The organism is Kitasatospora griseola (genome assembly GCF_014648555.1).
Lineage (GTDB): Bacteria > Actinomycetota > Actinomycetes > Streptomycetales > Streptomycetaceae > Kitasatospora > Kitasatospora griseola.
This window is the reverse complement of sequence record NZ_BMRI01000010.1, coordinates 187,442-205,490: the sequence shown is the minus strand read 5'-3', so window position 1 is coordinate 205,490 and position 18,049 is coordinate 187,442. Positions and strand designations below refer to the sequence as shown.

Here is an 18,049-nt window from a genome sequence, read left to right as displayed (position 1 = left end):
CGGCCCGGGCGGTGAGTTCGGCCCGTTCGGGGCCCTCGCCGACCAGCAGCAGCCGGGTGCCCGCCGGAAGCCCGGTGAGCGCCTCCAGCGGGACGTGGAAGCGCTTGCCGGGCACCAGCCGGCCGAGCCCGCCGACCACGAACGCGCTGGCGGGCAGGCCGAGTTCGGCGCGCAGGCGGGCGCGATGGGCGGCCCGCTCGGCGGGTGGGAAGCGGTAGCGGGCGGCGTCGATGCCGTTGGGCAGCCGCCGCACCCGGTGGGCGGGCACGCCCCAGGCGTCGAGCACGGCGGCGACCTGGCCGGAGACCGCCAGGGTGGTGCTGCCGAGCCGTTCGGCGGCCAGGTACAGCGCCTTGACGCCGCGCGAGGCGGGCCGGCCCTCGATCACCCCGGCCTGCAGCGAGTGCTCGGTGGCGAGCACGCCCCGCACCCCGGCCAGCCGGGCGGCGAGGCGGCCGTACAGCATGGCCCGGTACAGGTGGGTGTGCACCAGGTCGTACCGGCCGGTGCGGATCAGCCGGGTGAGCCGGGGCAGTACGCCGAGGTCGCGGTTGCCGCGCATGGCGAGGTGGTGGACGGTGAAGCCGTCGGCGCGCAGTTCGCGGGCCACCGTGCCGGGGTTGGTGAGGGTGGCCACCTCGTGTCGCTGGTCGGTCGGCAGGTGCCGCAGCAGCAGCGCGAGTTGGCGTTCCGCGCCGCCCGCGTGCAGACCGGTGACCACGTGCAGGACCTTCACCGCCACCCCCCTGTGGCGGCCTTCGGCGGGGCCCAGCGCAGCCCGGTGACGGCCTCGCGCCAGCGGTGCCGGCTGTGCTTGGCGCGCAGCCGCCAGGCGCCGTCGCGGTCGCCGACGTAGCAGCGCGGCAGGGCGTGCCGGCCGGTCAGCGAGCAGTGGTCGATGGCGCAGGCGTAGTCGTAGCCGGCGTCCCGGACGGCCCGGGTGGCGGGCAGGTCGACGGAGCCGTACGGGTAGCAGAAGCCGGTGACGGGTCCGCCGACCAGGTCCTCCAGCTTGTGCCGGCTCTCCTTGGTCTGACGTTCCAGGTCGGCGGGCGACAGCCCGGACAGCGCCTGGTGGCCGAGGCCGTGCGAACCGATCTCCCAGCCGGAGGCGGCCAGTTCGGTGACCTGTTCGACCGTCAGCAGCTTCTTCCGGGGCCCTTCGGCGTCCCAGTGGTTGGCGGCGCCCAGCAGGTCGGGCATCACGTACGCGGTGGCGGTGAAGCCGTATTCGCGCAGCACCGGGACGGCGTGCCGGGCGAAGTCGGCGTAGCCGTCGTCGAAGGTCAGGCCGACCAGCCGGGACTCCCGGCCGAGGGCCTGGGCGGCCAGCAGTTCACGGACGCTGACGCCGCGTCGGCCGGAGCGGTGCAGCCAGTCCATCTGCTCGGCGAACCGTTCGGGGCTGACGGTGAGCTGGTAGGGATCCTCGTCCTCCTCGGCGACCGAGTGGTACATCAGGATCCAGGGTGCGAGCCGGGGCGCGAGCGCCTGCGTCGGCAGACAGGTTTCAACGGCCATGCGGCTTCCCTTCGGCGGGTGCGGGGGCGTGCGGTCGGCGGGCCCGGGCCAGGAGTGCCAGGACCGGCCCGCGGACCTCGGGCACGCCGAACAGCGTGCCGAGGAACGCGAAGACCAGCAGGACGGTGACGCCGCCGAGCAGGGCGGCGGACAGCGGCGTGGTGACCGCGCGGATGGCGAGCGAGCCGATCCCGGCGGCGGCGATCGCCGCGGCCAGCAGCCGGGCCTGCCCGCCGAGCACCAGCCCGAGCCGCAGCGCGACGCCGCGCAGCATCAGGCCGCGCATCAGCAGGGCCGCGGTGAAGGTGATCCCGACCGCGTTGCCGGCGGCCAGGCCGGGCGCCCCGAACCGCGGGGTCAGGGTGACGCCCAGGGTGAAGGTGACGACCAGCCCGAGCAGCATCGCGCCGACCGGGTACCAGTCCAGCCAGGTGGTCCGGTCGCCCTCGGCGCGCGGGGCGTCGGCCCGTCGCACCACCGGCCGGACGCAGAAGTACGGCCGCACCATCACGCCGATCATCGCCTGGGCGGGCAGGCCGAAGCTGTACACCCGGATGACGGCCGCGGTGGCCTCGGTGTCGGCGGGCCCGAACGCGCCGCGCTGGAACAGCAGCGCGACCACGGCGGGTGCGCAGGCCAGCAGGAAGGCGGTGCCGAGCAGCACCAGCGCGGCGGCCTGACCGAGGTCCTTCTCGACCCGGTCACGGGCGGCGGTGAGGTCGCCGGCGGCCATCGCCCGGGCCACCACCGGGAACGTCACGGTGACGATCAGGATCGCCGAGGTCATCGCCAACTGGCTGACTTTCGCGGCGTAGTTGAGGTGCGAGATGGTGCCGGGCGGCAGCGCCGAGCCGAGGTAGCGCTCGATGAACACCTGGGACTGCCGGGTCAGCGAGAACGCGGCCACCGGCAGCAGCGCCAGCGGGATCAGCACCAGTCCGCGGCCGGCCCCGCGCCGCCGGGTCCGCCGCCGCTGCCGGGCGTGCAGCCGGCGGACGAACGGCACCACCAGCACGCCCGCCATCAGCAGGCTGCCGAGCGCCACGCCGAGCGCGGCGGAGCGCACCCCGATCAGCCGGTGGCCGCTGAGCAGCAGCGCCAGGATGCCCAGGTTGTACATCACGTAGATGACCGCGGGCGCGGTGAAGGCGTGCAGCGCGCGCAGCGCGGAGGCCAGGTAGCCGGCCACGCCGAACGGCACCACGGTGACCGCGGTGATCCGGGTGCAGGTGACGGCGAGCCGCGGGTCGGCCAGGCCGGGTGCGAGCAGGTCGACCAGCTGCGGGGCGAACAGCGCGACCGTGCCGGACAGCGCGCACAGCGCGAGCAGCAGCCAGGGCAGCGTGGAGCGGGTCAACTGCCGTACCGGGTCCGGGCCCTGTCCGCGTTCCTCGCGCAGCACCAGGGCCAGGCTGAAGGCCGGGACCATCAGGAAGGCCATCGCGTCCTCGATCAGCAGCGGCGCGGCGGTCTCCGGCACCGTCCAGGCGACCAGGAACGCGTCGGTGCCCTGGTTGGCGCCGAAGTAGCGGGCCAGCAGCAGGTCCCGGAGCAGGCCGAGGCCGGAGCCGGCCGCGCTGAGCAGGGCCGTCACGCCGAAGGCCTTGGCCAGGAAGCCGCCCCGGGGCCCGGTGTCGTCGCCGTCGGTGCGCGGGGCCGGTACAGGGACGGTCGTGGTGACCGCGGCCACCGGCTGGTCGGTCGTCATGCGCCGTTCGCTCCACGGGAGTCGGGACCGGTAGCTGCCCGGGCGTCGGGACCCGGCAGCGCGGTGCGGGCGGCGAGCCCGAGCACCACGGAGGTCAGCACGGTGGTGGTGCCGCCGATGTCGGCGTACAGGAAGTCCCAGAGCACCCAGCAGAGCAGTGCGAGGGCGGCCAGGCCGGGGCCGGCGGCGCGGCGCAGGCAGCCCAGCAGCAGGGTCAGGAACAGCGCCAGGTAGGCGAGGACACCGAGCAGGCCCTGCTCGCTGAGCACCAGGAAGTACATGTTGTGCGGGGAGAGCAGCGGTTCGCGCTGGAAGCCGATGGTGGAGTCGGCGGCGTCGCTGCCGGAGGAGAGCCGGAGCGGGGCGTGGCTGTCGCGCAGTTGCTGGAACGCCTTGGGTCCGGCGCCGGCCACCGGGTGGTCCTGCCAGATCCGGCCGGCGGTGGCCCACAGGTCGTAGCGGTCGGAGACGGACTGGTCGGGGGCGGCGGAGACCGAGCCGATCGAGCTGAGCCGCTCGGTGACGCCGGACGCGCCGAGGCCGAGCCCGCCGACCAGCACCACCGCGGCGGCCCCGCCGACCAGCACGCTCCGGACGGCCAGTCGGGCGTCGGCGCGCAGCAGCAGCACGGTGGCGGCGACCGCGGTGGCGATCCAGCTGCCCCGGCTGAACGACACCGCCAGCGGAAAGGCCAGGAACGCCGCGCTCGCCCACATCGCTCGGCGCAACGGGCGACTGCCGCCCGGCCCGCGCTCGGCCAGGCCCAGCCCGAGGGCGGCCAGCAGCCCGAACGAGACCACGCCGGACATCGCCATGATGTCGAGCGCGCCGAAGGTGCCGACGGCGCGGATCGGCTGCCCGGTGTAGGAGGCGCCCGTCCGGGTCAGGTACTGGAACGCGCCGACCGCGCCCTCGATCAGCGCGGCCAGCACGAAGGAGCCGAGCACCAGCCGCTGGTCGGCCCGGTCGCGGACGGCGAGCACCACGGCGGCGGGCACCAGCACGAAGATCTGCACCAGCCGGACGAAGCCGGTGAGGCTGGCGGACGGGTCGACGGAGTGCACGGTGGCGACGGCGGCGGCCAGCACCACGGCGCCGAACAGCGCGCCGGCGGCCGGGTCGAGCCGGGGCAGCCGGCCGCGCAGCAGGCCGACCGCGATCACGGCGACCAGGGCCAGCGAGGCCAGGTCGGCCGGGGTGACGTGGACGGCGGCGGTGACGTCCTTCTCCCCGGTCGGGACGCAGACCAGCAGCACGGTGGCGGCCGCGAGCCAACTCGGCCGGGGAGCGGCTATGCCGGTGAACCGGCCGGCGGAGAGCGGGAGTCGGAGGGTGACGGCCACGGTCCGGTTCAGCTCCCGTCCGGGCGGACCACCAGGGCGGCGGTGCGCAGCAGGATCTTGGCGTCCTGCCACAGCGTCCAGCCCTCGATGTAGCGGTTGTCGAAGCGGGCCCGGTCCTCGATGGAGGTGTCCCCGCGCAGGCCGTTGACCTGGGCCAGGCCGGTGAGCCCGACCGGGACGCGGTGCCGGTCGGCGTACTCGGGGTAGGCCTGGCCGAACCGCAGGACGAAGTAGGGGCGTTCGGGGCGCGGGCCGACCAGGCTCATGTCGCCGCGGAGCACGTTCCACAGCTGCGGGAGCTCGTCCAGCGAGGCCTTGCGCAGGAACTTGCCGACGACGCCCATCCGGTGGTCCTGCGCGATGTTCCAGCGGGTGGCCGACTCGTGCTCGTTGCTGGGGCGCAGGGTGCGGAACTTGAGGAGGGTGAACACCCGGCCGTCGAGCCCGGTGCGCTGCTGGCGGAACAGCACGCCCGGGCCGGTCTCCCAGCGCACAGCGAGGGCGCAGGCGGCCAGCACCGGGGAGATCAGCAGCAGGCCGAGGCCGGCCGCCGCGATGTCGAAGCCGCGCTTGACGACCCAGCCGTGCCGGCGCATCGCGGGGGCGCCGAGCCGCAGGCAGGGGAAGCCCCACAGGTGGTCGCCGACGCCCTGCACGGAGTCGAACTCGCGCAGGCCGGGCAGCAGCCAGACCTGGCAGCCGAGCCGGGCGGCCTGCCGCAGCGCGGCCAGCGTGTCCGCGTCGTCGGCGGAGCCGCCGGTGGCCAGCACGTGGTGGACGCGGTAGCGGCGCAGCACCCGGCCGAGCACCTCGCGGCCGCCGAGCACCGGCAGCGGGCTGCCGGGGGGCAGCAGCAGCGGGTCGGCGTCGAGGTAGCCGACCGGCCGCAGGCCGTACTCGGGGCGGGCGGTGAGCACCTCGGCGATCCGCTGGCCGAGTTCGCCGGCGCCGAGGATCAGCACCGGGCTGGGACGGCGGCGGCGGGCCCGGCGGGTGCGGTGGTGGACGTAGGCGCGGCCGAGGGCGGCGAGCGGGAGCATCAGCAGCAGCAGGGCGAGCAGCCGCAGCGGGCCGGTCGCGCCGTGGTCGTCCCAGTGGCCGGTCAGGCAGGCGTCGGCGGTGACGGCGAAGGCGGTGGCGACGGCGGCGCGGGCGGCCAGGGCGGGGAACTCGTCGAGGGCGGAGAGGCTGAGCCGGCTGCGGTAGAGGCCGCCGGCCAGGTTGAGCGGGAGCAGGGCGGGCAGCAGCAGGAGCACGGTGACGGTGGGCCGGGCGGTGGCCGGGGCGGTGGCGGCGGCCGCCAGCGCGACGGCCAGGGTGTCGGCGCCGGCGAGCGCGAGCGGCAGGGCGACCCGGGAGTGCAGCCGGCCGCGGTGGCGGCCGACCCCGGTCGAGGTCCGGGGTGGCAGTGCCCGCGTGATCGGCCGGTCGAGCAGTCCCGCGCCGTGGCGGCCGGAGGCCTCCAGCATGGAGGCCGGCCGCGGCACACTCTCGTGGTCAATGCTCATCAGCGCACGAACTCCCCTGCTGTGAAGCCGTTCCAGGCAAGCACCTGCGGCCGAGAAGCACGGTCGACCATTTCCCTGGCGAAAAATGGGATGAAGCAGGCAGAATCAGACATTACCGAACGCCCTTACCAGAACAGGCAGCTGACATGCCATTTCATTCCACCCGCCTAATAATCCGACCTTCAGGAGAGAAGGCCGCCCCGATGCGGGCGGCCGTTCACGGCCTGACAAACGATCAGAATCGCTGCGGGACACGGGATGTGCGGCCCACCGGGACCACCCGGCTCCGAACAATAGTCCGGTAAATCGCCGCCACCTGCGAGATTACTTGCCGGATATCGTGATGATCTGCCACGTGCGCCCGGGCCAGAACACCGCGTCGTTCGCATTCGATCCGATCCGAAAGGAATTCGACCAGCCGTTCGCCCATCGCACGGGGATTCTCCGGCGGCACCACCGAGCGGCCCCGCTCGCCGGGCGGCAGACACTCCCGCGCCCCCGCCACATCGGTCAGCAGCACCGGCCGCCCGCAGGCCATCGCCTCCAGCGGCGCCAGCGCCATCCCCTCCCAGCGGGAGGGCAGCACCGCCAGGTCGGCGGCCGCCAGCCACAGCCGCGGATCCGCCACGTCGCCCTCCAGCCGCACCCCGGACGGCACGGGCAGCGCCCGCACCCGGCGGGCCAGCGCCTCCGCGTCCGGGCCGCCGCCGACCAGCACCAGCCGGGCCGCCGGCAGCCGCCGCTGCACCTGCTCCCAGGCGTCCAGCAGCACGTCCTGGCCCTTCTGCCGGCACAGCCGGCCGACGCACACCGCCAGCGGGGCGGACTGCTCCAGGCCCAGGGCCATCCGGGCGGACCGCCGGGACGCCGGGTCGGCGGGCGTGAAGTGCGCCAGGTCCACGCCGTTGGGCACCACCCGCCAGTCCGCGACCAGCCCGGCCGCCACGCCGTCCGCCCGCTCCTGCTCGCTGACGCACAGCAGGGTGCGGGACCACCGGGTGGCGTACTGCTCCCAGCGCAGACCGGCCCGGGCGAGGGCGCCCTCGACGGCGGCGAACGACCAGGCGTGCGGCTGGAACACGGTGGGCACGGCGCCGCGGGCGGCCAGCCGGCCGGCCAGCCCGGCCTTCGCGCTGTGCAGGTGCAGCACGTCCGGGCGGGCGGAGCGGAGGATCCGGCGCAGCCGCCAGGCCTCGCCGACGGCGCCCGGTCCGGGTGGGCGTTCGGCGGGCCAGTCCAACACCCGGGCGCCGACGGCGGCGGCCTCGTGGGCGAGCCGGCCGCCGGGCGGGCAGGCCACCAGGACCCGGCAGCCGGCCGCGCGCTGACCGCGCACCAGGTCGACCACCACCCGGGCCACGCCGCCGTCGACCGGTTGGGAGACATGAAGGATCGTCATCTGCACGGCCCGGAGCCTAAGTTGGCGGCCCCGGACGGCCGGGGTCGCTTCACCCTTCCCGGGGATGCAGAACACCCGTACGGCTGATCAGCCGTACGGGTGTCCGAATCGCCGGGCGGTTCAGCCGAGTTCGGCCGCCAGGTTGGCCAGCACCTGGTCGTGGATCCGGTTCAGGCCCTTGGGGGCGAAGGTGCGCTCGAAGAAGCCGCCGATGCCGGTCGCGCCGGTCCAGGTCGCCTCCACGGTGACCTTGCTGCCGCTCTGGCCGTTGGCCGCGACCGTCCAGGTGATCACCATCGAGGAGTTGGCGTCGGTCTCCACCAGGGTGTCCGGGCTCGGCGCGGCCACCGTGAACAGGCAGTCCCGGACCCGCTTCTCGGTGGCCTGGAGCTTCCAGTGCACCTGGGTGCCCGCGCCGGTGCCGCCGGCCCGCACCTCGTACTCGCTGTACTGCGCGGGCAGCAGCTTCGGCCGGGTCACCGTGTAGTCGGCCAGCGCCTCGTACACCCGGGCCGGGTCGGCCCCGTACGTCCGCTCGGTGGTGGCGTGCACCTTGCCCATCTGTTCACTTCTCCTCGGTCCGGTCATCTGCGCATCTGCACTCGACGTCGCCGCCAAGCCAACCATCGCCGCCTGCCCCCGCCAAACCGGGAAACGGGCGGGTCTCCGGCCAGGCGTTAGGGTGGGCGGATGCTCGATGAGGTGACGGCGCTGCGGTACGTCGATCCGCTGCGCGCGGGCGGCTCGGTGCCCGGGGTGGTGGAGACCGACGACCTGGGCACGTACGTGGTGAAGTTCACCGGTGCGGCGCAGGGCGTCAAGGCGCTGGTGGCCGAGGTGATCGTCGGCGAGCTGGCCCGACGGCTCGGGCTGCGGGTGCCGCCGCTGGTGCTGGTGGACTTCGACCCGGCCGTGGCGGCGGACGAGCCCGACCAGGAGATCCAGGACCTGCTGAAGGCCAGCGCGGGCCGCAACCTGGGCATGGACCTGCTGCCGGGCGCCCGGGACTTCAAGCCCGGGATGATCGAGGTCTCCCCCACCGAGGCCGGCCGGGTGGTCTGGCTGGACGCGCTGACCGGCAACGTCGACCGCAGCGTGCACAACCCGAACCTGATGGTCTGGCACGGCAGGCTCTGGCTGATCGACAACGGCGCCGGGCTGATCTTCCACCACCGCTGGTCCTCGGCGCACGCCTCGGTGCACAAGCGCTACGACCTCAGCGGCCACGCGCTGGGCGGCTACGGCCCCGATCTGGCCGCCGCGGACGCCGAGCTGGCGCCCCTGGTGACACCCGAACTGCTCGCCGAGGTCGCCGCGTTGGTGCCGGACGCCTGGCTGGCCGACGAGCCGGGCTTCGACTCGCCGGCCGCCGTCCGGGCCGCGTACGTGCAGCACCTGGCCGCCCGGGTCACGAACTCCGCGGCCTGGCTGCCGGAGGGGTTCGCCACCCCGGAGCAGATCCGGGCCGCCGAGGAGCGGGCCGCCGCGGCCCGCACGGCAGCCCGTCCGGCCTGGTTGAAGCAGGTGCCGAACCGGGCCGGCCTGGCCTCCGTCGAGTCCGACTGGTCCCGCCACGTCGGCGGCGAGGACTGACCTGCGGTCGGCTGCACGACACCGCCGGGCACCGACAGCCAGGAACCGCCGACGCCCGGCCGATCAAGTACGTGGCAACGACCAGTGGTTGCTGCCACGTTGAGCCGATCCCGGAACGCCGATGAACCCTGACCCGCGACCGGCTGCACCACGATCCACACCACCGGCCTGCGACCCACCGATCAGCAGCAGTGAGCTTGACGGCCCGCCACCGGCCAGGCAGCGGCAAAGCCGTCGGCCCACCACCGACCGCAATACGCCCGACACCGCCCGACCGACCAAGCCGTCCCAACTCCGCCCGACGTCAGCGGCCTTGACCGAGATCAATGGCCCGCCGCCGGCCAGGCAGCGGCGGAGCCGTCGGCCTCGGTCTGCCACCGGCCGTGATTGCGGCCGACGTCCGCCCGGCCTATCAGGTTGGCTCAGTTCCGCCAGGCGTCCGCGGCCTTGGCGGCGTTGACCACGCCCGCCCCGTAGAAGCCGTTGTTGGTCAGGGTGCCCTCACAGGTGGCCTGGTAGGCGCCGGTGCCGCCGGGGTTGAAGACGCCGGTCGGGCAGGCGTGCGGGTCGGCCTGCTTGACCAGCAGGCTGCGCAACTGCTCGGCGTTGGCCCCCGGGTGGGTGGAGGCGAGCAGCGCGAGGACGCCGGCCACGTGCGGGGAGGCCATCGAGGTGCCCGACATGTAGCCGTACTTGTTGCCGGGGAGGGTGGAGAGCACCCCGCCACGGCGGTCGGGGGTGTCGGGCGCCTGGAAGGCGGTGGCGTCGCCGCCGGGGGCGGAGACGGCGACCTTGTTCAGGCCGTAGCTGGAGAAGTAGGACTTGTCGCCCTTGGCGCCGATCGCCGAGACCGCGATCACGCCCGGCAGCTCGGCGGGCAGGTCGAGGCAGCTGGCGTCGATCGGCCGGCCGCCGGGGGTGGTGTCGTCGGGGCTGCTGACGTCGACGGTCTTGTGCGCCAGGTCGATGTTCTCGTTGCCCGCGGCGGCGACGTTCAGCACCCCGCCCCGGCGGGAGTAGTCGACGGCCCGGCGGACGGCCTCGCTGACCGCGCCCTGGTCGGGGTCGCCCGCGCAGTTGAACATCCACGGGTCCACGTAGTAGCTGTTGTTGGTGAGGGTGAAGTGGTGCTCGGCGGCCCAGACGAAGCCGCAGATCGCGTACTCGGGGTAGATGAATCCGCCGTTGTCGACCACCTTCACGGCCGCCACCCGGACGCCGGGGGCGATGCCCTCGATGCCCTTGCCGTTCTTCGCGGCGGCGATGGTTCCGGCCACGTGGGTGCCGTGGCTGCTGCTGGTGGGCTGCCAGGACTGCCAGCTGGTGTCGGGGCGGCCGCTGAGGCAGGACGCGGAGAGCGCCGGGTCGACGGCGGCGGCCAGGTCCTCGTGGGTGGCGTCGATGCCGGAGTCGAGCACGCCGACCACCACGTCGCGGTTGCCGAGGGCGGACTTGTGCGCCTGGTCGACGCCGATCTGCCGCATGTCCCACTGGTTGGCCCAGAGCGGCTCGTTGCCGTCGGCAGCGGCGGCGGGCACCGCGGTCTCCTCGACGGTGGACTCGACGTCGGCGGCCTGGATCCCGGCGGTGCGGCTGGCGCCGACCGAGTCGATGGTCTTCGACTGGCGGAGCCGGGCGGCGAAGTTGGGGTCACCCGAGCGGGCGATCACCACGCCTATCTGCTCGTAGGAGGCGACCACGCTGCCGCCGGCCGCCTCGATCTCGCGCTCGGCCTTCTTGGTCTGCCCGTGGTTGGCCTTGGTGTTCACCACGTAGTTCATCGGCTGCCCGGTGGCGGCCGGGGTGGCCGCCACGGCCGCGCCTGCCGCGGGTCCGGCGAGAGCGCCGGCCGTGACCAGTGCGAGGCCTGCGGCGAGGAGTGCGGAGCGGCGGATCCGGGGAACGCTCATAGGGGTTGACCCTCCCGACTGTCGGCGGACGCGATCGAGGGTGATCGAAGGCGCGCGAATGGCCGGGAGACTTTCATCCCATATGACAAAAATCAAGAGGTAGTAAAACAATCGGCCTAGAGCGGACGAGTGCCCGGTCCGCTGTCGGTCGGACCGGGCACTCGGGCTGCGGGGCGGTGCCGCCGGCGGTCGGTCAGCCGCCGAACAGCTCACCGTAGGCGGCCATCGCCGTGGCGATGTCGGCCTGCGCCCAGAACCGGTGGTACGTGAAGGTCGGCGCCGCACCGCCGTTCAGGTAGCTCTGCACCTTCGCGAACGACGGGTCGTTCCGGTACCAGGACCGGATCGACAGGAAGGTCGAACTCCCGTTGATCGCATCACCGTTGGGCATGGTGCCGGTCCAACCGCCGGGCACCGACACCGAGTCGTTGAACCGGCTGTAGTCGGTGCGGGTCTCCGGCACCGAGATGCCCAGCGCGTCCTGGTTGTTGGCCCACATGCCATCCAGCAGCTTCTGCGCGGCGGTCTTCGCCGCCGCGTTGCCGGACTTGGCCGCGTAGTAGGACAGCAGCTTGGCGTACGAGCCGGCCACCCCGACGTCGTTGGTGAAGTCGACGACGCTCACGTGCAGACCGGTGTTGGCGCCCGGCGAGGTGGCGTTCCAGCTGTCCGGCTTGCCGCTCCAGGCCAGCGTGGACGGGATCCTGAAGCTGCCGTCGGCGTTGAAGGTGGTCTGGGACAGCGCCCAGGTCACCCACTTGTCCAGGATGGCCTTGGCCCTGGCGTCGCCGCTCGACCAGTAGTACTCGGCCATCCGCTCCAGGCCCCAGGCCTGGAAGCCGAACCACTGGTTGGACGGCGGGTCGTGGTAGACCGGCGCCTCGTCGTAGAACATCCCGTAGAAGGTCGGGGTGCCGGCCGGCGGGGTGTCGTAGCTGCCGTTCCAACTGTTGGTGGCACCGCCCGCGATGGCGCCCTCGCTGGACTGCAGCCACTGGGTGAACTCGACCTGGCGGGCCATCGAGGTGGTCCAGTCGGTCTTGCCGGTGCTCGACTTCGGAGCCATCGCCGGGTCGTTGACCAGCGCGTACGCGGCCATCGGGTTCTGGTAGCCGCCGTGCGCCGCGCTGTCGCCGATCCGCCAGGCCCAGCCCGCCGAGGTGTCGGTGGCGCCGCCCCAGGCGTAGTACCAGGACAGCAGGTAGTGCTCGGAGCTCTTGCCGCTGCCGGCTGCGCAGGCGGTCGGGCCGACGCAGTTGCCGATCTTCTTGAAGTACTTGTCGAAGAACGAGTACCGCAGGTAGTCGCCCATCTTGCCGGCCTTGGCCACCGTGGTCGCCACCTGCGCGGCGTTGCCCTGCGCCTTGGCCCAGGTGTCGGCCCAGTACGCGGCCTGGATGGCACGGGCGTCGGCGTCCGGCGCGTCGGTGTACTTCCACTGCTTGGCGTAGGAGCTGTCCTTGATGAACAGGTCCAGGTAGCCGTTCTTGCCGCCGTAGGCGAACTTGTCGCAGGTCGGCTGCGGGATCGTCTCCCACACCGACTCCTGTGCGCCGCGCTGGTAGGTGTTGATGAACGACGGTCCGGTGTCGGTCGGCCCGGCCTCGCACTTGCCGGGCGCGTTGCCGTAGCCGTACACGTTGTCGACGTCCTGCAGCCAGTGCATGCCGTAGACGTCGTCGGTGCCGTACGCGCTCTTCAGCTCCGCGGCGATCGGGTCGTTGCCCGGGGTGACGGCGGAGTCCATCGCCGACGGGTAGTCGCTCGGCAGCGGGTGCTCGGGCGCGTAGGTGGCCGGCTTGGACGCGTTGTACGCCGAGTTGGTGGGCTGGTCGGCGTGACCCGGGATCATGTACGTCTCCATGAGCGTCCACGCCGAGTTGAACTTCGACCAGTCCTTGGTCACCCGCCCGTACTGGGCCTCCAGCCACAGCAGGTACGAGTACGCCTCCGAGGTGGTCTCGTGCCCCTGGTCGGGGGCCTCCACCAGCAGGGTCTCCACCGAGTGGTACGGGATGCCCTCCGGCGAGAAGTACCCGTTCGCCGGGTCCTTGATCTTGTTGTACAGCTGCAGGAACCGGTCGTTGTACACCCCGGACGCGGCGGCCAGTTCGGTCACCGTCACCGCCGAGGAGGTGTAGCCGGTGGCGGCCGAGGTGAACGTCGCCGCGCCGGTGGAGGAGGCGTCGGCGGTGAGCGTGACGGTCTGCGCGGTGGACCAGTTGCTCGGCGTGAAGGTCAGCGTCCCGCCGGAGCTGACGGACAGTCCGGTGTTGCCCGACGTCCGGGTGGTGGTGACGGTGACGTTCGCGCTCGGCTGGCTGCTCAGCTTCACCGTGAAGCTGCCGGTCTTCCCCTGGTTGACCGACAGCGTCACCGGAGTGGCGGTGACGGCCGGCCCCGCCGCCACCGTGATGCCCGCCGGGGTCGACTCGCTGCTCGCCCCGAGACTGTCGTACGCCTTCGCGTACACCGAGTGGCTGCCGCTCGCCGCGCCCGTCCAACTGAAGCTGTACGGGGCGGTGGTGGCGGTGCCGAGCAGCGTGGTGTTGTCGTAGAACTCGACCTTCGCGATGCTCGCGCCGTCCGCCGCGCCCGCCGTCGCGGAGAGCGGGATCACCGCGCCCGCCTGGTAGGTGGCGCCCGGAGCGGGGCTGGTCAGCGTGGTGGTCGGGGCCGCGTGGGCACCCGTGCAGCTGGTCCCGTTGACCGCGAACGCGGTGGGGGCCGCGTTGCTGCCGCTGTACGAGAAGTTGGCGCCCGCACTGACCGAACCACCGGCCGGGATCGTCCCGTTCCAGTCGGCGTTCACCACCGTGACGTTCTTCCCGGACTGGCTCCAGGTGCCGCTCCAACCCGCCCCGGAGAGCGTCTGGTTGCCGGCGTACGAGTAGGTGAGCGTCCAGCCGTTGAGCGCGGCGGCGCCCTTGTTGTTGATCGCCAGATTCGCGGTGAACCCGCTGCCCCAGTCGTTGACGGTGTAGTCCACCGAACACTGGACGGCGGCGGCCGACGCGGGCACCGCCACGGCGGTGGACAGGCCGGCCGTGAGCAGCAGCAGGGCGGCGCTCAGCGCCGTGGCCCGGTTGCGGGGTGGAGACATGACGGCTCCTCGGGTGGGGGTGGGTGGTGGGAGCGCTCCCAAATATCGGGAGGGGTGCGGGCGGTGTCAAGGGAGTGTGCAGCCGAGAGAGGTATCAACCCCCTTGCAGCAACGCAAAATTGGGCGTCAACCGGTGGGAGCGCACCCGATCTGCCACTCCCCCGCTCCCACCGCCGCCGTGAAACTTACGCCCGCCCGGCCAGCGCCCGCGCCACCCGCCCGCGCAACCGCGCCGAGGCCCCGGCCGACTCCCCCAGCGCCCGCACCCGCTCGACCGGCACCTCGGGCCGCCGCGCCAGCGCGACCGCGGCCGCGTAGGGCCGCTCCCCCGCCGCGAGGAGTTCGGCCACCGCCGCGAGCACGGCGTGCAGCACCGGCCCGTCCGCGCCCGGATGCTCGGCCAGCAGCCACAGCAGCCGATTGTCGTTCCACGCCGAGTGCCGGACCCCGGCCAGCTGCGTCAGCGTGTCCGGCGGGGTGTGCGGGTTGACGGCGAGGGCCTGGTCGATGAAAGGCAGGCCGGTGCTCGCGAGCGCGCGCAGCGCGGCCGGGTCGCTCGCGGCGCGGGCGGCGGCCAGGTGATCGGCGGGCGTGGGCACGGGTTCGGACTCCTCGGGGCGGTCGGACCTGCATGGTCCCAGCCCCGACCGACCGGCCACCACGGTATTTCGCGCGCGGCGGCGCCCCCGGCTACGGGCGGGCGGCGACCTGGATCAGGGCGTGGCGGCCGTCGGTGCGCCAGGGGGTGGCAGTGTCGTCGAGGCGGGTGACGGTGGCGGGGGTGAGGCCGACGACCACCTCCGACTTCAGGGTGCGCAGGGCCGCGACGGGGGACGGGAAGTGGCGGACGGTGTCGCCGAACGGCGTGGTCGGCGGCCAGAGTTGGTCGCCGACCAGGCGGCGGTAGTTGAGGTCGCCCTTGAGGATCGTCATCGTCGCGGCGGCGAGCTCGGCGCGGAGGTCGGCCGGCATGGCGTGGAACGGCAGCGGCGCGCAGAAGAACGGGTGGGTGCGAACGACCATTGCGCCGTCGTTCATGGCGCGCCACAGCCGGCCGCCGATCGCCTCGGCGGCCGGCGTGGGCGCGGTGCGCAGGCGGTCGAGGGCGGCGAGGACGTCGGCCGTCGTCGCATCGGACACGTAGTACGGCTGCGGCTTCACGTACAGCACGACCTGCGCCGCGAGGCCGCCGGCCAGCAGGTGGTCGATCAGGACCAGGTCCGGCAGCAGCTCCCGGCCGGCGTTGTCCGCGATGACGCAGACCTGCCCGCCGTGGGCCCGTTCCAGCTCGGTCCAGAGCGTCGCGCTGTCGTCGGCGACCAGGTCCGCGGCGGCCGTCCCGGTGGCGTCGGCGGTGATCCCGAAGCTGAGGTCCGCGCGGTTGCCCCACAGCGCGGACGACAGCAGCGCCGCCGCCCGGCGGGTCTCCGGCAGGCCGTCGAGCCTGCTCAGCGCGGCCAGTTCGTCGTCCACCGCCGACCCGGCCAACTCGGCGTCCTTGAACGGCGCGAACGGGTCGATGCCCCGCCACGCGCCGGGCCGGAAGTACCCGGTGGCCTCCAGCAGCCGCCGGTAGAAGTAGCTCTCCGCCCACAGGAACGGCGCCTCGCCCCAGGGTCGTCCCCACCGGCCCGCTCCCCATTCCCGCCACTGCGCGACGTCCGCGACCTCCTCCTGCAGCGGCTCCAGCACACCGCCGGTGCTCTCCTCCAGCAGCCGCTCGACCGCCGCCCGCTCGGCGGGGCCGTACGGCAGCGCGTCGAGGACCTGCCGAACGAGCTTGGGGTGACGTTCGTGGAAGACGCCCCAGGAGAAGGACCCGGGGACGTCGCTGCGGATCACGGGGGCGTTCGACACGGTGGGGCTCGTCTCTTTCGTCGGCAGCGGGCGCCGGGCCTGTCCGACAGTACTGCCGACCGGGGCTCAGCCCTGGTGCGCCACAGGTTGACCGGTGACGGCGTCGACGAACTCGACGGTGCCCGACGCCCGGGTCTCGCCGGGCTTGACGAGATCGACCGCCCAGCAGGGCCGCCACTGCCCGTCGATCTGCTTGGCCACCAGCGACGCGGTGTCCGCGCGGGAGCCGATCAGGGTGGCGACGGCCCGCTGCTCGGCCGCCTCGGCGGTGACGGTGGGGTGCGGGAGCTGGGGATCGGCGTCCCGGCGGGCGGACGACGCCGTGACCCGGCCGGAGGCGGCGACGGTGATGTCGAGCCGCATGGGCATCAGGACGTTGTCGCTGTTGTGGCGGCGGTAGCTGAGCAGGTAGGCGCCGTCGGCCGGGGTGAGGGTGGGGCTCGCGGTCGGCGTCAGGTCGGAGAACCAGGTGGCCGCGAAGTCGGTGCCGGCCTTGAGGATCCGGTCCTGGGTGACGGGCTCCGCCTCGGCCTGGCGGGCGGTCGAGGCGCTGACGAGCAGGCGTCCGCCGGGCCACTCGGCCTGGAACCTGCCGCGATCGGTGACGACGGCGAGGACGGGCTGGGGCGACACCTTGGGATCGGTGGCCAGACCGAACGACATGACCCAGGTGCCCGGGCCGAACAGCTGCGTGGCGATCCGCTCCGCCGTCACGTGCCGATCGTGCGAGGAGGGGTCCGAGACGAAGCCCGCCGGGTCGTTGTGCAGCGGCACGTACAGCCAGACGACGACCGCGACGGCCGCGAAACCGGTGCCGGCCGTGCCCAGGGAGTGCAGAGCGTCCCGCCGCCCGGACAACGGCCTGTGGCGGCGCAGCCAGAGCCAGAGGACCGCGGCGACCGTGCCGACGAGCGCGCCGAGGACGTTGTCGACCAGGTCCGCGGCGTCGCACGAGCGCCCGGTCCCCAGCAGGGTCTGGCAGGTCTCGGTCACGGCGGAGAGCACCCCGCACCCCGCGAGGACGGTCAGCGGCCGGCGCAGGGTCAGCACGCCGAAGAACGCGACCGGCACGTACATGGCGAGGTTCATCAGCCCCTGCTGGGTGACGGCGGTGTCCCACACCCCGGAGCCGATCGAACAGGTCGCCGATCCCCAGCTCCCGCTGGTGGTCGGTGTCAGCGTCGCCGCGGTCTCCCCGGCCAGGGACAGGCCGAGGAGCACCGCCGAGGCCGGCGGCCACTGCCGGCGCCGGGCGAGCCGTAACGCCGTGAACCCGAGGATCAGACCCAGCACGGCGAAGGCGGGGAACAGGGCGGGGGCTGCGGAGAGGGAGGTTTCGATCATCGGTCTTCCAAGGAGGTGGCGGGCCGGCAGGGGTTCAGTGCGGCGCGGAGGCGCCGTGACGGGCGGTGAAGTCCTCGGCGAACAGGGCGAGCAGCACCACGTCGACGGGTCGGCCCCAGAGGAAGGCGTGGCCGCGCAGGCGGCCCTCCTCGGTGAAGCCGAGGTGGCGGTGGAGTTCCAGGGAGGGGTGGTTGTGGGCGAAGACCCGGGCGGTGGCCTTGCGGTAGCGCCGTTCCTCGAACTGGTGGCGGACCACCAGGCGGACGGCCTCGCCGGCGTAGCCGCGGCGACGGTGCTCGGCGGCGACGGTGATGCCGTACTCGAACCAGCCGTTGCGCGGGTCGGCGCGGTGGACGCCGACCGAGCCCACGGGGGTGCCGTCGGCGCGCGACTCGACGATCAGCGTGTAGGTGTCGCCGGACGGGTCGGCGGTGGCGTGCTCGCGCGCGAAGGTCTGCCAACCCTCGGTGGAGCGCGGCGGGTTGAGCAGGTCGCCGAGGCGCTCCTCCTGCTCGGACAGCCGGGCCAGCAGCGGCCCGTCCCCGGTCTCGACCGCTCGCAGGCGCACTCGTTCACCCAGCCAATAACTTGTCATCCGATCTTCGTACCATTCGGGCGCGGGGCATGTCCGGCCGTTCGCGAACCGTCCCGGGTCGGCAAAACGGCCCCCGGGCCGACACCGGGTGCCTAGAATCGGCGAGCCCGGCGCGCACCGAGCAACATCCGTACGCCTCCGGCCAGTTGACGGCACTTCGAAGCGAGG

14 protein-coding genes are annotated in these 18,049 nt (G+C 73.4%); 1 reads left to right on the top strand and 13 read right to left on the bottom strand.

Annotation, left to right across the window (positions count from 1 at the left end):
- The 7 genes from IEZ12_RS38455 to IEZ12_RS15685 all read right to left on the bottom strand — a co-directional run.
- Window positions 1-736: glycosyltransferase (locus tag IEZ12_RS38455; protein WP_229847570.1), on the bottom strand; the 736-nt coding region annotated here is incomplete at its 3' end.
- The gene (locus IEZ12_RS15710) at window positions 733-1,521 is read right to left on the bottom strand and encodes a polysaccharide deacetylase family protein (RefSeq protein ID WP_189272592.1); all 789 of its coding nucleotides are present in this window, start codon (window positions 1,519-1,521) and stop codon (window positions 733-735) included. The genes IEZ12_RS38455 and IEZ12_RS15710, both read right to left, overlap by 4 nt.
- Window positions 1,511-3,229: a lipid II flippase MurJ gene (locus tag IEZ12_RS15705; RefSeq protein WP_189272591.1), complete on the bottom strand. Its 1,719-nt coding sequence runs from the start codon at window positions 3,227-3,229 to the stop codon at window positions 1,511-1,513. Before IEZ12_RS15705 ends, IEZ12_RS15710 begins: the two co-directional genes overlap by 11 nt.
- The gene (locus tag IEZ12_RS15700; RefSeq protein ID WP_229847569.1) at window positions 3,226-4,572 is read right to left on the bottom strand and encodes an O-antigen ligase family protein; all 1,347 of its coding nucleotides are present in this window, start codon (window positions 4,570-4,572) and stop codon (window positions 3,226-3,228) included. Before IEZ12_RS15700 ends, IEZ12_RS15705 begins: the two co-directional genes overlap by 4 nt.
- Before the next feature lie 8 nt (window positions 4,573-4,580).
- Entirely contained in the window at window positions 4,581-6,080 is a 1,500-nt protein-coding gene (locus tag IEZ12_RS15695; protein WP_229847568.1) for a sugar transferase, read from the bottom strand.
- 235 nt (window positions 6,081-6,315) lie between these two features.
- Window positions 6,316-7,479 carry a glycosyltransferase gene (locus tag IEZ12_RS15690; RefSeq protein ID WP_189272637.1) on the bottom strand — a complete coding sequence of 388 codons (1,164 nt, stop codon included), beginning with the start codon at window positions 7,477-7,479 and terminating at the stop codon, window positions 6,316-6,318.
- Between the two features lie 120 nt (window positions 7,480-7,599).
- Window positions 7,600-8,040, bottom strand: coding sequence for an SRPBCC family protein (locus tag IEZ12_RS15685; protein ID WP_189272590.1), 441 nt, complete (start codon window positions 8,038-8,040; stop codon window positions 7,600-7,602).
- Between the two features lie 129 nt (window positions 8,041-8,169).
- On the opposite strand from IEZ12_RS15685, the gene IEZ12_RS15680 reads away from it, so the two are divergent.
- The gene (locus IEZ12_RS15680; protein ID WP_189272589.1) at window positions 8,170-9,072 is read left to right on the top strand and encodes a HipA family kinase; all 903 of its coding nucleotides are present in this window, start codon (window positions 8,170-8,172) and stop codon (window positions 9,070-9,072) included.
- Between the two features lie 422 nt (window positions 9,073-9,494).
- Here IEZ12_RS15680 and IEZ12_RS15675 read toward each other — a convergent pair whose 3' ends face one another.
- From IEZ12_RS15675 to IEZ12_RS15650, 6 genes are all read right to left on the bottom strand, one after another.
- On the bottom strand, window positions 9,495-10,982 hold the full coding sequence (locus tag IEZ12_RS15675; RefSeq protein ID WP_189272588.1) for a S8 family peptidase: 1,488 nt from the start codon (window positions 10,980-10,982) through the stop codon (window positions 9,495-9,497).
- Between the two features lie 193 nt (window positions 10,983-11,175).
- Window positions 11,176-14,085, bottom strand: coding sequence for a glycoside hydrolase family 48 protein (locus tag IEZ12_RS15670; protein ID WP_189272587.1), 2,910 nt, complete (start codon window positions 14,083-14,085; stop codon window positions 11,176-11,178).
- A 185-nt stretch (window positions 14,086-14,270) separates the two neighbouring features.
- Complete coding sequence (locus IEZ12_RS15665) at window positions 14,271-14,684, bottom strand: hypothetical protein (RefSeq protein ID WP_189272586.1); 414 nt, start codon at window positions 14,682-14,684, stop codon at window positions 14,271-14,273.
- Between the two features lie 91 nt (window positions 14,685-14,775).
- Window positions 14,776-15,942, bottom strand: coding sequence for a damage-control phosphatase ARMT1 family protein (locus IEZ12_RS15660; protein ID WP_229847567.1), 1,167 nt, complete (start codon window positions 15,940-15,942; stop codon window positions 14,776-14,778).
- A 66-nt stretch (window positions 15,943-16,008) separates the two neighbouring features.
- Window positions 16,009-17,286, bottom strand: a complete 1,278-nt coding sequence (locus IEZ12_RS15655) for a VanZ family protein (RefSeq protein WP_189272585.1) — start codon at window positions 17,284-17,286, stop codon at window positions 16,009-16,011.
- A gap of 34 nt (window positions 17,287-17,320) precedes the next feature.
- Entirely contained in the window at window positions 17,321-17,854 is a 534-nt protein-coding gene (locus tag IEZ12_RS15650) for a GNAT family N-acetyltransferase (RefSeq protein WP_229847566.1), read from the bottom strand.
- Window positions 17,855-18,049 lie beyond the last annotated feature (195 nt).

Bases quoted from the DNA above. Each gene is read 5' to 3' on its own strand.
- IEZ12_RS15685 (WP_189272590.1), bottom strand. From the start codon at position 8,040: ATGGGCAAGGTGCACGCCACCACCGAGCGGACGTACGGGGCCGACCCG.
- IEZ12_RS15680 (WP_189272589.1), top strand. From the start codon at position 8,170: ATGCTCGATGAGGTGACGGCGCTGCGGTACGTCGATCCGCTGCGCGCG.
- IEZ12_RS15670 (WP_189272587.1), bottom strand. From the start codon at position 14,085: ATGTCTCCACCCCGCAACCGGGCCACGGCGCTGAGCGCCGCCCTGCTG.
- IEZ12_RS15710 (WP_189272592.1), bottom strand. From the start codon at position 1,521: ATGGCCGTTGAAACCTGTCTGCCGACGCAGGCGCTCGCGCCCCGGCTC.
- IEZ12_RS15690 (WP_189272637.1), bottom strand. From the start codon at position 7,479: ATGACGATCCTTCATGTCTCCCAACCGGTCGACGGCGGCGTGGCCCGG.
- IEZ12_RS15705 (WP_189272591.1), bottom strand. From the start codon at position 3,229: ATGACGACCGACCAGCCGGTGGCCGCGGTCACCACGACCGTCCCTGTA.
- IEZ12_RS15695 (WP_229847568.1), bottom strand. From the start codon at position 6,080: ATGAGCATTGACCACGAGAGTGTGCCGCGGCCGGCCTCCATGCTGGAG.
- IEZ12_RS15655 (WP_189272585.1), bottom strand. From the start codon at position 17,286: ATGATCGAAACCTCCCTCTCCGCAGCCCCCGCCCTGTTCCCCGCCTTC.
- IEZ12_RS15675 (WP_189272588.1), bottom strand. From the start codon at position 10,982: ATGAGCGTTCCCCGGATCCGCCGCTCCGCACTCCTCGCCGCAGGCCTC.